This window comes from Chitinimonas sp. BJYL2 (assembly GCF_027257935.1).
In the GTDB taxonomy this organism is placed as follows: domain Bacteria; phylum Pseudomonadota; class Gammaproteobacteria; order Burkholderiales; family Chitinimonadaceae; genus Chitinimonas.
Window position 1 is genome coordinate 136,035 of the sequence record NZ_JANZKW010000004.1, and the last position, 13,663, is coordinate 149,697.

General features: G+C 61.8%; 11 protein-coding genes. 3 read left to right on the forward strand and 8 right to left on the reverse strand.

Annotated features, from left to right (window positions below; translation table 11 throughout):
- Positions 1-190: 190 nt before the first annotated feature.
- From O9X62_RS12680 to O9X62_RS12715, 8 genes are all read right to left on the reverse strand, one after another.
- Positions 191-1,945: an ABC transporter ATP-binding protein gene (locus O9X62_RS12680; RefSeq protein ID WP_269533258.1), complete on the reverse strand. Its 1,755-nt coding sequence runs from the start codon at positions 1,943-1,945 to the stop codon at positions 191-193.
- Positions 1,946-1,998: 53 nt separating this feature from the next.
- Positions 1,999-3,882, reverse strand: a complete 1,884-nt coding sequence (locus O9X62_RS12685) for an extracellular solute-binding protein (protein ID WP_269533259.1) — start codon at positions 3,880-3,882, stop codon at positions 1,999-2,001.
- The gene (locus tag O9X62_RS12690; protein WP_269533260.1) at positions 3,882-5,513 is read right to left on the reverse strand and encodes an ABC transporter ATP-binding protein; all 1,632 of its coding nucleotides are present in this window, start codon (positions 5,511-5,513) and stop codon (positions 3,882-3,884) included. Before O9X62_RS12690 ends, O9X62_RS12685 begins: the two co-directional genes overlap by 1 nt.
- Complete coding sequence (locus O9X62_RS12695) at positions 5,510-6,667, reverse strand: ABC transporter permease (RefSeq protein ID WP_269533261.1); 1,158 nt, start codon at positions 6,665-6,667, stop codon at positions 5,510-5,512. The genes O9X62_RS12690 and O9X62_RS12695 overlap by 4 nt, the downstream gene beginning before the upstream one ends.
- A 1-nt stretch (position 6,668) precedes the next feature.
- Entirely contained in the window at positions 6,669-7,730 is a 1,062-nt protein-coding gene (locus O9X62_RS12700; RefSeq protein WP_269533262.1) for a microcin C ABC transporter permease YejB, read from the reverse strand.
- Between the two features lie 342 nt (positions 7,731-8,072).
- Positions 8,073-8,747, reverse strand: coding sequence for a class II aldolase/adducin family protein (locus tag O9X62_RS12705; protein WP_269533263.1), 675 nt, complete (start codon positions 8,745-8,747; stop codon positions 8,073-8,075).
- Between the two features lie 38 nt (positions 8,748-8,785).
- Positions 8,786-9,871: an ABC transporter substrate-binding protein gene (locus tag O9X62_RS12710; RefSeq protein ID WP_269533264.1), complete on the reverse strand. Its 1,086-nt coding sequence runs from the start codon at positions 9,869-9,871 to the stop codon at positions 8,786-8,788.
- Between the two features lie 199 nt (positions 9,872-10,070).
- On the reverse strand, positions 10,071-10,667 hold the full coding sequence (locus tag O9X62_RS12715) for an NADPH-dependent FMN reductase (RefSeq protein WP_269533265.1): 597 nt from the start codon (positions 10,665-10,667) through the stop codon (positions 10,071-10,073).
- A gap of 355 nt (positions 10,668-11,022) precedes the next feature.
- On the opposite strand from O9X62_RS12715, the gene O9X62_RS12720 reads away from it, so the two are divergent.
- From O9X62_RS12720 to O9X62_RS12730, 3 genes are all read left to right on the forward strand, one after another.
- Positions 11,023-11,793 (forward strand): energy transducer TonB, encoded by a 771-nt coding sequence (locus tag O9X62_RS12720; protein ID WP_269533266.1) that lies wholly within the window; start codon positions 11,023-11,025, stop codon positions 11,791-11,793.
- A 183-nt stretch (positions 11,794-11,976) separates the two neighbouring features.
- Positions 11,977-13,071 (forward strand): sigma-54-dependent Fis family transcriptional regulator, encoded by a 1,095-nt coding sequence (locus O9X62_RS12725; RefSeq protein ID WP_269533267.1) that lies wholly within the window; start codon positions 11,977-11,979, stop codon positions 13,069-13,071.
- A gap of 281 nt (positions 13,072-13,352) precedes the next feature.
- Positions 13,353-13,592 carry a hypothetical protein gene (locus O9X62_RS12730; protein WP_269533268.1) on the forward strand — a complete coding sequence of 80 codons (240 nt, stop codon included), beginning with the start codon at positions 13,353-13,355 and terminating at the stop codon, positions 13,590-13,592.
- Positions 13,593-13,663 lie beyond the last annotated feature (71 nt).

Genomic DNA, 13,663 nt, shown 5'->3' on the forward strand with positions numbered 1-13,663 from the left:
AATAAAAGAAATGCGAATCTGGCGATACGGCGGGGGATGGCTGTAGGGCTGAGGAGGGGGGTTTAAGCCCCTCTCCTTCCGGGAGAGGGGTGGGGGTGAGGGAGCGGCGGTAGAACAAGCGCTGACGCATTGAATGGGCGGCGTCCCCTCACCCCAACCCCTCTCCCGGTGGGAGAGGGGCTTTCAGGCTTTACGCAGCCAACTTCTCCCCACTCTGCAAAGCAAATAGCCGCGCATACAGCCCCTGCTGCTGGCGCAGTTCGTCATGCCGACCGCGCTCCACCACCCTGCCCTGTTGCAGCACCAGGATCAGATCGGCGTGCATTACCGTACTCAGACGGTGGGCGATCACCACAGCGGTGCGGCCTTCGACCAGTTGTGCGAGGCCTTGCTGGACCAGGTGTTCGGATTCTGAATCGAGCGCACTGGTGGCTTCGTCGAGCACGATCAGTTGGGGGTTCTTGAGGATGGCACGGGCAATGGCGACGCGTTGCTTCTCGCCGCCCGATAATTTGATCCCGCGCTCGCCGACCAGCGTGTCGTAGCCCGCCTCCATGCGCTGGATGAACTGGTCGGCATGTGCGGCGCGGGCGGCGGCTTCCACATCGGCACGCTGGGCACCGGGGCGGGCAAAGGCAATGTTTTCGCCGATGCTGTCGTTGAACAGCGCCACATCCTGCAAGACCACGCCCATCACGGCGCGCACGCTACGCTGCTGGTAATCGCGCAGGTCGCGACCGTTGATCAGGATGCGGCCGGCGGTGGGGTCGTAAAAGCGCATCAGCAGTTTGACGATGGTGCTCTTGCCGCTGCCGCTGCTACCCACCAGCGCCAGCGTCTGCCCGGCGTTGACCTCGAAGTTGAGTGGTTGCAGCGCAGGTGAATCCTTGCCGGGGTAGTTGAAGCTCACGTTCTCGAAACGGATGCTTTCGAGCCGCTCCAGCGGCACGGCACCGTGCCGGTCTGCCACATCGGGGGCGACATCCAGCAGCTCCACCAAACGCTCGGCGCTGCTTTCAATCTCGCCGGCCTGGTTGATCTGGCGGGCAATGGGCTGGATGGAGCTGATCAGGGTTTGGGTGAGCGTGAGCACCAGCAGGATATCGCCGGTGCTGAACTGGCCGGCTAACGCACCGCGTGCGGTAATGACCACGGCGACAAACACCCCGAAGGTATTGAGCAGGTTCAAGCCTTGCTCGGACCGCCATTCGGTCTGGTGCAGCTTGCCACGCGTGACCAGCCACTCGGCCTGGGTGTCGTCGTAGCGCTGCTTCACCGCCGCTTCGCCACCAAAGCTGCGCACAGTGGCGATGTTGCCGACCATCTCGGCCAGCAGGCCGGTCATGCGGCCCGCCAGCATCTGCCAGCCGCGCCGATACGGGCGCGTCCAGCCCACGGTGCGGTAGGAGACGAAGAAATTGATCAGCAACACGCCCAGCATGATCGCGCCCACGATGGGGGCTTTGACCAGCAAGACCACGGTGATGAACACCATCTGCAAGATGCTGGCGAGCACGCTCTCGGTGAGTGAGGAGAGCCACATGGTGATCTGGGTGATGGTGCCGAAGCGATCCATGATTTCGCCGACACGGGTCTTCTCGAAGTAGTCGATCGACTTCTGCGTCATGTTGTCGAACACGCGCTGGCGGAAGGTGCTGACCGTGTCGAGCCACAGGTCGTCAGCTTGCTTGTTCTGCAAGGCGCCGAACACCACCACGCCGATGCGCAGCAACAGGAAAGCACCGAGCAACAGGGTGATGCTCCAGGTGGCCTCGGCATGGCTGACCTTGCCCGAGAGCAGATGAGCAATCACATCGACGATGCCCTTGTAGAGATAGGGTGTGGCGGTGCCGATCAGCGCGACGAGCGTGCCGACGAGGGCGACGCCGATCACACGGCGGCGGTATTCGGGAATGAACTGGATGGTGCGCCAGAGGTTTTTCATGGTGTGCAATCTATTGAGAAGGCCGATGCCTGCATCGCAGGCATCGGGCAGGACTAGGTGGGTTGGCGTGGTGTCGCTGGCTGCGGCCGGCCGGCTTGTCGCAGCGGCGTGGCCGGCGTGGTCGCCGTGCTATCCCACCAGGTGCTGACCGCCCAATCGGTGCCGCCGTAGTAGCGCGGCAGCACGGAGGGGCGCTTGAGCCGCTGGTGGTACATCAGGTAGTGATGGGTGAGGTAGCGCCAGGGAATGAAGTAGTGGCTGTGAATCAGCACCCGATCGAGTGCGCGTGCGGCGGTTTGCTGCTCGGCCGGGGTGTTGGCGTCTTGCAGCTTTTGCAGCAGGTCATCCACCGCGGCCGACTTCACCCCGGCGAGGTTTTCCGAACCGTTGCGATCGGCTGCCTTGCTGTTGAACACGCGCCATAGTTCGCTGGCGGGCAGCCGCGATTCGCGCAGGTTCACGCTGAGGTAATCAAAATCGAAACGGTTGGTGCGCTCACGCGTGGTGGCGGCGTCGGCGACCACCTTGCGCACCTGGATGCCGAGCTTGCTCAGGTTGAGGTAGATCGGCTCCATGAACGGGCTTTGGGTGCGCCCGGCCGAGATGTCGATCACGAACGGTTCGCCCTTGGCGTTGCGCAGCACGCCATCGCGGTTATGCCAGCCGGCTTTGGCAAACAGTTCCAGCGCGCGCGTAAGGTTTCGGCGCAGATCGCCGGGCTGACGGTTGCTGGGTTGCTCGAACATGGGGCCGAACACCTCGGGCGGTAGCTCGGCGCGGTGGGGCTCCAGCAGCTTGAGTTCATCGGCACCGGGCAGGCCGGTGGCGGCCAGCGGTGTGCCGGTGAAATAGCTGGTCACGCGCTTGAATTCGCTGGCGAAGATCTTGTCGTTGATCCACTCAAAATCCAGCGCATGGTTCAGCGCCAGCCGCACATTCGGGTCGCGGAAGCGCTCGCGGCGCAGGTTGACGACCCAGCCATTCATGGCCGGCGGGTTCTGGTGCGGCAGCACTTCCTTGATCAGCGTCTTGTTGTTGAAGTGCTTGCCGATGTACTGGCAGCACCAGTAACGCATCTGCGTTTCGCTCATGAAGTCGTAATCCAGCGCCCGCAAGCCAGCCACTTGGGTGTCACGGTCCTTGTAGAGCTTGTAGATCACCAGCCCGAAGTTGTTGAAACCGCGCCGCACCGGCAGCTCGCGCGCCCAGTAATCGGGATTCAACCGGTAGCGGATATCGGCACCGCTCTGGGCTTTGTCGATCAGGTACGGGCCGCTGGCCACCGGGGTTTCGAGGCGCAATGCGTCAAATGCCGTGGTACTGCCATCTGCATTACGGCCCCACTTGGGCGAAAACACCGGCAGGCTGCCGGCCACAAACGGCAGATCGCGGCCGGGGCGTTTGAAGGTGAAGTGCACGGTGCGCACATCGCGCGCCTCCACGCTGGCGATCTCGGCAAAGTAAGACTTGAAGCGCGGGCTGGCGGCCTTGCTGGTGAGGGTGCGGAATGAATACACCACATCGGCCGCGGTGACTGGATCGCCATTATTGAAGCGGGCCTGCGGCCGCAAGCGGAAGGTGACAGCACTGAAATCGGGGGCGACGTCGATATCCTCGGCCAGCAAGCCGTACTGGGTGTTGGGCTCATCGAGGCTCAGTACCGTGAGCGTTTCGAACAGCAACTCGGTCAGCCCCGGTGCCGGCCGGCCCTTGAGCGTGAACGGATTGAACTTGTCGAAGCTGCTGTTCTGGCTTACCACCGACAGCGTGAGCTTGCCGCCCTTGGGTGCGGCGGGATTAACGTAGTCAAAGTGGGCAAAATCGGCCGGGTACTTGGGCTGGCCGAACTGGGCATAGGCATGGGCCGACCAAGCACTGAGCGGAAGTGTCAGCGCGGCCAGGGCGGCCAGCCAGCGGGAGCGGGAGGAGTAAGCCATTACAACGATGCCTGTACAAGTTGGCGGGTATAGGGGTGCTGGGGTTCGGTGATCAGCTGTTCGGTATCGCCGTGTTCGACGATATGACCGTCCTTGAGCACATAGAGCCGATGCGCCATGGCCCGGACCACGGTAAGGTCGTGCGTGATCAGCACGTAGCTCAGGCCATGTTTCTGCTGTAGCCGGACGAGGAGTTGCAGCACCTGGTTCTGGATCGACACATCGAGCGCCGAGGTCGGCTCATCCAGCACGATCACGCGGGGCTTGAGCACGATGGCGCGGGCAATCGCAATGCGCTGGCGCTGGCCACCCGAGAACTGGTGTGGATACGCACCGAGTGCTGAGGCCGGCAAACCGACTTCCGCCAGCACTGCCACCACCGCGGCGCGGCGCGCGGCGGCATCGAGCTCGGGCCGATGCAGGGCCAGGCCTTCTTCGATGATCTGCAATACGGTCTGGCGCGGTGATAGCGAACCGAACGGGTCCTGGAACACCACCTGCAGGCGTGCGCGCAGCTGCAGCTGCTGGCGGCGTGACAGGCGGGTGACCGGTGCGCCTTCAAATTCCAGCTCACCGGCATCGGTGCGGATCAGCCCCAGCACGGCCTGCGCCAGGGTGGATTTACCCGAGCCTGATTCACCGACAATGCCGATGGTCTCGCCAGCGCGCAGGGTCAAATCTGCCCCGTCGAGCGCCACAAAGCGCTCACGCCGGAACACGCCGCGCCAGCCCGGAGTGGCCTTGGCATAGGTCACGCGCAAGCCTTGGGTATCGAGCACCACCGGTGCAGCATCGGCCACTGGCGTGATCTGGCGCTGCGGCAGGCTGTTGATGAGCTTTTGCGTATACGGGTGCTGTGGATTCTGGAACAGCGTGGCGGTATCGGCGGTTTCCACCAGTTTGCCGTGCTCCATCACTGCCACCCGCTGGGCGAAGTGGCGGACCAGATTCAGGTCATGGCTGATCAAGAGGATGGCCATGCCGCTGCCGCCGGGCTGCGCTTCTTCGGCTTGCAGATCAAGCAGCAGCTTCACGATGCGCGCCCGCACGGTCAGATCCAGCGCCGTGGTCGGCTCATCGGCGATCAGCAGGCGTGGGCGGCACGCGAGTGCCATCGCAATCATCGCCCGCTGGCGCTGGCCGCCCGATAGCTGATGCGGATAGGCATCGACCCGCCGCTCGGGTTCGCGCACGCCGGTACGGGCCAGCAGGGCGATGGCCTTCTGGCGTGCACTGCGGGCGTCGAGCCCTTCATGCAGTTGCAGCGTTTCGATGATCTGGTTGCCGATGGTGAACAGCGGGTTCAGCGCCGTCATCGGCTCCTGGAAGATCATCGCCACTTCGCTGCCACGCAGGCGACGGATGGCAGCATCGCTCTCGTCCAGCAGGTTGCGGCCGCCAAAGCGCAGCTCGCCGCTGAGGCTGGCGTGTTCGAGCAGGCGCAGGATCGACAAGGCGGTGACCGTCTTGCCCGAACCAGATTCGCCCACCAGTGCCAGGCGCTCGCCGGGGTGGATATCGAGGCTGATGCCATCCACCGCCAGCTTGCGGCCAAAGCGGATCGACAAGTCGCGCAGGCTCAGCAGCGGTTCGCTTTGAGAAAACGGTAAGCGTGATTCTGGCGCGCTCATGCCCTGCCCTCCGCGTCGTCGTGATCAAGCCGGTGATCGAGCGCGTTGCGCAGCGCTTCGCCCATGAAGGTCAGCAGCAGCAGCGTGATGACCAGCACGCCAAAGCCCGAGACGGCAATCCACCAGGCATCGAGGTTTTCTTTGCCCTGTTGCAGCAAGTGGCCAAGGCTCGGTGCCGGCGCGGTGACGCCCAAACCCAGAAAGTCCAGGCTCGCCAAAGCCATGATGGCGGCGCTCATGCGGAACGGCAGGAAGGTGATCACCGGGGTGAGGCTGTTGGGCAGGATGTGCCGCCAGATGATCTGCCAGTGCGACAAGCCCATGGCGCGCGCGGCCTTCACATATTCGAGCTGGCGGTTGCGCAGGAACTCGGCGCGCACGTAGTCGGAAAGGTGTATCCAGCCGAACAGCGACAGCAGACCGAACAGCAGCAGGAAGCTGTGCTCGAAGATCGAGGCAAAGATGATCAGCAGGTACAGCTCGGGCATCGCGCCCCAGACTTCGATCAGCCGCTGCGCGAACAGATCGACACGACCGGCGAAGTAGCCCTGCACGGCACCGATGGCGATGCCCAACAGGGTGCCGACCAGCGTCAGCCCTAGTGCAAAGGTGACGGAAGTGCGAAAGCCATACAGCAAGCGCGCGGTGATGTCGTAGCCCGCGATATCGGTACCCAGCCAGTTCTCGGCACTGGGCGGGCCGGGGTAATGGTGGGCAGTCGAGAAGTAGTTGAGCGTGTCGTAGTAGTAGCCATTGGGCGGATACAGCGCAAAGTTGCCCGGTTTGGCCAGCTGCTCGCGGATGAACGGATCGTGGTAATCGGCCGCGATCGGCAACTGTCCGCCGAACACGGATTCCGGGTAGTCCTGCAAGAGCGGGAAGAACCATTGCTGCTCGTAGCGCACCACCAACGGTTTGTCGTTGCTGAGCAGCTCGCCAGCCAGGCTGGTGACATACAGGGCCACGAACAGGATCAGGCTCCAGTAGCCCAAGCGGCTGCGCTTGAAACGTAGCCAGATGCGCCGGCCCGGCGATATGGCCTTGGCCGGTGCCGGTTCGGGACGCGCTGCATCGGCGGGCTGCCCCGTTTCCGGACCGGTCTGCGGGGATAGCGGCAATATCGGGGGGACAGGGGGATGGGTAACGGTTGTCATCTCACACCTCATGGGCTTCGTACTTGATGCGGGGGTCCACCAGCACGTAGGCGATATCGCCTACCAGCTTGGTCAGGAGCCCGATCAGGGTGAACAGGTACAGCGTGCCGAGCACCACCGGGTAATCACGGGTGTTGATCGACTCGAACGACAGCAAGCCCAGGCCATCGAGCGAGAACAGGGTCTCGATCAGCAGGCTGCCGGTGAAGAAGGCGGCGATGAAGGTAGCCGGGAAGCCCGTTACCAGCGGCAGCAGCGCATTGCGGAACACGTGCTTCCACAGTACCTGGCGCTCGCTCAGGCCTTTGGCGCGGGCGGTGAGCACGTACTGGCGGCGGATTTCTTCGAGGAAGGTGTTTTTGGTCAGCAGGGTCTTCATCGCAAAGCTGCTGACCACGGCGGCGGTGACCGGCAGCGCCACGTGCCACAGGTAATCGCCCACCTTGCCTGCCAGCGAGAGTTCATCCCAATCGCTCGATGTGAGGCCACGCAGCGGGAATACATCCCAGAACGAACCGCCACCGAACAGCACGATCAGCAATACGCCCAGCACAAAGCCCGGAATCGCGTAGCCGATGAGGATCAGGATGCTGGTGATCAGATCGAATGGCGTGCCGGCGCGCACGGCCTTGGCCACGCCCAGCGGAACCGAAATCAGATAGGTGAACAGAAAGGTCCAGACGCCTAGCGAGACCGACACGATGAGCTTTTCCTGGATCAGCTCGATGACCTTCTGGTTGCGGAAGTAGCTCTCGCCCAGATCGAACCGCAGGTAGCTGCCCAGCATCTGCACATAGCGCTCGTGCAAGGGCTTATCAAAGCCGTAGGCCGTGCGTAGCTGCTCGACCTGCTTGTCGTCCACGCCTTCACGACCGGCGTAGCCCCAGCCACCACTGCTGCCGGCGGCATCGGTGCCGGTGCGGGCGCTTTCGCCATCGATCTGCGCCAGCGCCTGCTCGACTGGACCACCGGGAACGAACTGGGTAATCAGGAAGGTCAGCGTCAGCACCCCCAGCAAGGTGGGGATCAGGATCAGCAGACGTTTGATGAGGTAAATCCACATAAGCAGTCCGAAACTTCAACGTCAGCCCCAGGGATTGCGGCTGACTGGTTACAGACTGCATTGCGATAAGCGTGCCACCTACAGAAAAACCAGTTTTCTCCTTTATTTTCAATGGCATGTGATCAACACACCGCGCACAGCAGCAGCGTGGATTGTTGCAATTCAAACAGCGCGAGCAACGCGTAGGGTGCAATAAGCGCAGCGCATTGCACCGATGGTGCAATGGTGCAATGCGGCCTTTGGGCCTTATTGCACCCTACGCGGCCGCCCCGCCCATGAAAAACGCCCGACCAAATGGCCGGGCGTCCGGGAGTAGTTTCTTTTTGTGGCTGGCGCAGGCAATCAGCCTACGTAACCCTTGGCCTTGACGATATCGAGCAGGCCCGTGCGCTTCCATTGCAGATCGAGCGCACCCTCGGTGTACTCCTTGGCACCACCGAGCTGTTCGGCAATGGCCTGGTAACGGGCGGCCTCTTCAATGAACAGGATGTTCTGCGCCGTCTTGAGAATGCCGCGGCCCCAGAAATTGGCACCGCCATTGCTCTCCAGCAGTGCCGGTGGCGGGGCAAGTTCGGGGTGATTGTCGAGACGCTCGCGGATCACATCGAGCACGCTGCGCTTGCGTTCGAGATGGTTGGGAATCTCGCGCGCCAGCAGGTGACGCTGGGCGGCTACGTACAAGATGGGAAACGGCTTGTGCGCCAGCGACCAAGCCGACAGAAAGTTGGTGTGGGCGTGGATCAGCGTATCGGCATCGAGGCGCTCTTCGTGCAGCACGTTCTGTGGCTGGTCTTCAAAACCGGTGATGCGGAAACTCGGCGTGCGGTTGCGCTCCCAGGGCTGCGGGAATCGGATATGCAGTAGCTTGTCGTGGCCCGGAATCTTGTGGGTGACATGAAAGGTCCAGCTGGCCGACAGGGTCTGCGTTTCGCGCAGGAAGTCGAAGGCGTGGATGGCGTCCTGCTTGGCTTCGTCCACATAGGAAATCAGGTCAATCTCGGTCAGTGCGTCAGACATGGTGGTACTCCATCGTTACTTGGGTTGAAAAGTTCGGATCAGGCGGCGCGTTGCAAAGCGTTCGAGTTGCCGGGCCAGACATCGCGTTCATTGGCGACCAGTGCACGGGCTTCAGCGAGTGGCTCGGGGTCGATCCAGTCCTGGATGTCGAAATCACGGGCGAGGTAGCCCCAATCGCGCAGGAAGTTCTTCTGGGTCTCCAGACCCAGCAGGTAATCGGGTGTGAGCTGCGGCGTGAACGAGAGGTAGACGCCGGGGCCGTGCGAGGCGAACACGTCATCGCGGGTGGCACCGCCGCTTTCGGGAATCAGCAGGTCAGCAACTTCATTACGGTGCAGCGCGGCCCAGCGCGCGGTGCGCAGCAGAACCGACAGGTAGCGCACGACCACATCGTGATGCGTTTCCAGGAAGGCGCGATCTACCGTGATGGGGCGCGGGACGCCATTGCCCACACGCTTGAGCGGGTCGCCCAGTTCGTTGAGGTTGATGATCTGGCGGTACTTGGGATCACGCGAGGCGCGGAAACCGCGGGCAAAGCGGATGAATACGGCGTCGACCTCACCGGCATCGAGTGCAGCCAGCACGTGATCGCGCGCTTGCGGCACACGGGCACGGCGCGGGCCGTCCTCGTCGTCGTAGGCGGGCGCTTCGATATCAACCAGCGTTACATCGCTGACGCTCAGGCCGGCCTCTGCCAGCGCATGCACATAGCCGTGCTGGGCAGCACCGCGCTGGAAGTCGATCAAGGAACCGCGGTGCAAGGGCACGGCCAGACGCTTGCCGCGCAGATCTGCCACGGTGTGCAGATCGCTGTCGGCACGCACCAGCACGCCTTGGTATTCATCGAGCCAGGTAATGCCCAGCACCACCGTATCGGCACCACCGGCCTTGGCCCAGATTGGCGGAATGTTGCCGCCCTCACGGAACAAGCCACTGAGGCCGTGGTGGTAATGCGCGTTGCGGATAGCCAGCTCGGGCGAATCGCGCAGCGATTGCAGCTGCGTGTCTGGCGTGCTGAATGCGTCTTGCAACCAGCCCTGGCGGATAGCCAGCCCGGATGCCGTGGCGGCGCCACAGCGGGTGTACCAGAGCTTGGTCGGTGTAGCGGTGGATGAGACGGACATGACAATCCTTTCGGTGGGGTGAGCGCCGTCGGTGGCGACGCATACCCCTTGTTCAGCAGCCTCTGTGCCACCTCCTCTCAATACAAATAAATGATTGAATAAAAAGGATAAATATCGTTTTCAAATGACGCAGCACCGCGTGAGAAGTGCTGATTTCTACACGCCGCCGACTTTCGGCTTGCTGCAAACGGGCCAGTGTTCAAGCAGCTGTAGCAAGGGGCGCACCGGCCAGAACTGCATCACGCAGTTGCAGCAAGCCGGCATGCAGGGCTGCGCGCCGGGTGGGATCGAGCAGATTGCCCTCCGCATCCAGCGCAGACTCGGCACGCGGCAAGGTAAACGTATCGGGCAACACCTGGACCTTGAGATTGGTGAGCAGCTGAGCCAGATGGCGCAGGCCACGCCCGCCACCGGACTCGCCACGGGTGGCGCTGAGCAGATAGGCCGACTTGCCGAGGAAAGCGGCGCGAGGCGGCTCATCGCCCTGACGGCGGGAGGCCCAGTCGAGCGCGTTCTTGAGCAAGGGCGAAGGGAATCCGTTGTACTCCGGCGAGGCAATCACCAGCGCGTCGTGAGTGAACAACAGACTACGCAGGGTTTTTACCCCTAGTGGCAAGCCATGCTCGGTTTCCAGATCCCCGTGATAGAGCGGGATATCCAAGCCACCCAGATTGACCCAGGTAGCCTGCGCACCGGATTGATTTAGCAAGGCGGCCGCTTGGCGACTCAATCCCTGGTTGTAGGAATCGCGGCGGGCACTGCCACTGAAAACGAGAATGCGCGGGGTCTGGCTCATGAGGTGCTCCTTGGAGAGAAATACGGGAGCGCTGCCTACAGCACCTTGCATGCCACGACGACATGGCATCGCAAGCCCTTGTACTGACAGGGCCTGCAAGTCCAGAAGGCTTCGCACTTGCCTCCACCCTGCTGCGCATGCAGCAACCCCGTCGCGTCGGATGCTGCTTTTGCATCAGCAACCCCCTGAGTTTTCGCGATCCTCCAGCGTCGCCATTCGCCAATCGCCCACCGCCATGCCGCGTCAATGCTGGACATCATACGTATCTCCGCGGTGAGTTCTGATCAGTGGCACGGTCTCTGCTGATTGGTTGGCAAAGCAACGTGCGTTGCCCGTCATTCTGAAAGGAACCACCATGTCTGCTCTCGCCGCCAGCGCGCTCGATGTATCCCATAGCAGCCGCCGTGCCTTGCGCCGCGCACCACAAGTTCGCCAACTCACACTAGTGAGCAGCACGCCGCACCCGCTCGCCCCCGCCGAACTGATTCGATTGAGCGTCTCCCGACCTGCGATCCGCAAACACCACTGGATTGCAATTGGCAGCGTGGTGCTCGCGGTGCACGCGCTGTTTGCCTGGCGGCTGAGCCAATCTCATCCGACTGATGCACCGCCCAAGGCACTCAAACCCGTCACCGTGGAGTTTGCCAAACCGGTCATCGAGGAATTGCCACCACCCAAGCCGGCCGAGCCGCCGCCACCTCGTGCTCAGAAAGCACTGCCCAAAGCCGAGTCAGTGCCGGCCAATACCCCGGTGGTCGCGATCCCGGTTGATGACAAGCTCCCGGTGAGTGATGCCCCTGCGGCTATCGTGCCGCCCGCTCCCCCACCACCAGCGCCAGTGGAGAAGGTGACAGAACCGTTCGGTAAAGCAGGCTATCTGAACAACCCGGCGCCGGAATATCCCGAGTTCGCCCAATCGCAAGGCTGGGAAGGCAAGGTGGTACTGCGCGTACGCGTGCTGGCCACAGGCAAGGTCGATGCGCTGGAGATTCAGCAATCAAGCGGTCGCAAACTGCTCGATGACGCCGCGAGCAAGGCGATCAAGGGTTGGACCTTTGCGCCGGCAAAGCGTGGCCAGACGCCGATTGATGGCTGGGCGACCGTGCCTATCGTGTTCCGTCTGTAAACCGCTTCGGTCGAATGTGCCGCCATCGCCCGCGTTGATCGCGGGCGATCTTGTTTTGGGAAGTGGCTATTCTTTATATTTCTTTTTGTTTGTTTATTCTTATTTGTAATTCTTTTTAGAGATATAAAGTCAGGCGTACATTGCGCTCAACGATCTCTGACCCACCGCTTCCTGGAGTGCACCATGCTCAGCCAAACCGCCGGAAAGCCCGCCCTGATCTCGCTGGAGGGCTACAACTCGCAACCCACCTCCATCCGCGCCAAAGCGCTGGTGTTTGCCGATCCGGCATCGCAGCAGTTGCTGAGCCAGATGGAGCAACTCGGGCCCAGCGAAGCACCGATACTCATCATCGGCGAAACCGGCACTGGCAAGGAACTGGTGGCGCGGCATCTGCACCACCTGAGCGGCCGATCGGGCCCGTTTGTGGCGGTGAATTGCGGCGCCATCAGTGAGCAACTGGCCGAGAGTGAACTGTTCGGTCATGAGGCCGGCGCCTTCACCGGGGCCACCGCACGCCGTGCGGGCTGGTTTGAAGCCGCAGATGGCGGCACGCTGTTCCTCGACGAAATCGGCGATCTGCCGCTCAATCTGCAAGTCAAACTGCTGCGTGTACTGCAAGAGCGCGAAGTCGTCCGTGTCGGCGCCCGTCGCCCCATCCCGGTAGATATCCGCCTGGTAGCCGCCACCAACGTGGACCTGCACGAAGCCGTATCGGCCGGGCATTTCCGGCTCGATCTGTACTACCGCCTCAATATCGCCCAGCTGAATCTGCCACCGCTGCGCGACCGCGTGGGCGATATCCTGCCCTTGGCCGAATACTTTCTGGGTCTGTATGCGCAGCGCCTGAAGCGCCCGCTGCCCACGCTGCACGCCGATACCATCATCGCCCTGCAACGCTACCCCTGGCCCGGCAACATCCGCGAGCTGGAAAACGTGGTGCATTACGCGCTACTGGTGAGTTTTGGCCAGCAGATCCTGCCCAAGCATCTGAAGCTCAGCGGCGGCATGCCCACCAGCGGCAGTAGCGCACTCGACAGCCCGATCACGCGCATTCAGGCCGCGTACCAAGAGCTGTTCCGGGATAAAACCCCTGACCTCTTCCAGCAGCTCGAACAATTGCTGATCGAAGAAGCATTCGCCTACAGCGGCCAGAATCAAGTCCGAGCCGCTGCGTTGCTGGGTATCACCAGAAACGTAATGAGAACCCAACTGAAGCGCTATGGCCTGCTTGGCGAAAGCGAAGAGATAGGAAGCGAGTCAATAAAAGCTTATGGCTAGACCGTGTAAGGTCGAGTGACAGAAGAAAAGCCGCTGTGTTTGGACTCGGCGGCTTTTCCATTATCACCGTGAGGTATTGGAATCAAAATAGAGTTGAAGTACCTACCACCACCCAACATTCAGTAACACGTCATCAGGATTGGCGTTCAGAGCGCCTAACCAGTCTTTGAACTCGACCACATCTATCCTCCAGTCGAAGTTTCGATGACGCAGCGCTGCGCGGCGGGCGTTTCTCCACGCAAATTCTGTTTGAACTGCCATCAAGTGTGACGCGTGAGCGGATGACATCAGCCTGGGTCGCCGCTCAGAAGCTGCCTGTGGCTCAGGACCTGATTGATCAGATTCCTGACGCGATGATGGGTAATAGCCATGCTGACATTGCAAGCTATCTCAGCGAAACGGTGAACGCGGCCATTTTGCGGATCAGCCAGCAAGGCGAGCCTAGGACGATCCTGGTTGATGACCTGATTCAGGTCTACATGGATCGGGGGGAAGTTGAAGAGGATTTCGACGAGAGCTGAGCCTTACGACCCTTACGTATTCGAGGCATTGACTTTATAAGCTACTCGACCTCGAACTTGAGCACGCTGCC

Bases quoted from the DNA above. Each gene is read 5' to 3' on its own strand.
- O9X62_RS12680 (WP_269533258.1), bottom strand. From the start codon at position 1,945: ATGAAAAACCTCTGGCGCACCATCCAGTTCATTCCCGAATACCGCCGC.
- O9X62_RS12685 (WP_269533259.1), bottom strand. From the start codon at position 3,882: ATGGCTTACTCCTCCCGCTCCCGCTGGCTGGCCGCCCTGGCCGCGCTG.
- O9X62_RS12690 (WP_269533260.1), bottom strand. From the start codon at position 5,513: ATGAGCGCGCCAGAATCACGCTTACCGTTTTCTCAAAGCGAACCGCTG.
- O9X62_RS12695 (WP_269533261.1), bottom strand. From the start codon at position 6,667: ATGACAACCGTTACCCATCCCCCTGTCCCCCCGATATTGCCGCTATCC.
- O9X62_RS12700 (WP_269533262.1), bottom strand. From the start codon at position 7,730: ATGTGGATTTACCTCATCAAACGTCTGCTGATCCTGATCCCCACCTTG.
- O9X62_RS12705 (WP_269533263.1), bottom strand. From the start codon at position 8,747: ATGTCTGACGCACTGACCGAGATTGACCTGATTTCCTATGTGGACGAA.
- O9X62_RS12710 (WP_269533264.1), bottom strand. From the start codon at position 9,871: ATGTCCGTCTCATCCACCGCTACACCGACCAAGCTCTGGTACACCCGC.
- O9X62_RS12715 (WP_269533265.1), bottom strand. From the start codon at position 10,667: ATGAGCCAGACCCCGCGCATTCTCGTTTTCAGTGGCAGTGCCCGCCGC.
- O9X62_RS12720 (WP_269533266.1), top strand. From the start codon at position 11,023: ATGTCTGCTCTCGCCGCCAGCGCGCTCGATGTATCCCATAGCAGCCGC.
- O9X62_RS12725 (WP_269533267.1), top strand. From the start codon at position 11,977: ATGCTCAGCCAAACCGCCGGAAAGCCCGCCCTGATCTCGCTGGAGGGC.
- O9X62_RS12730 (WP_269533268.1), top strand. From the start codon at position 13,353: ATGACATCAGCCTGGGTCGCCGCTCAGAAGCTGCCTGTGGCTCAGGAC.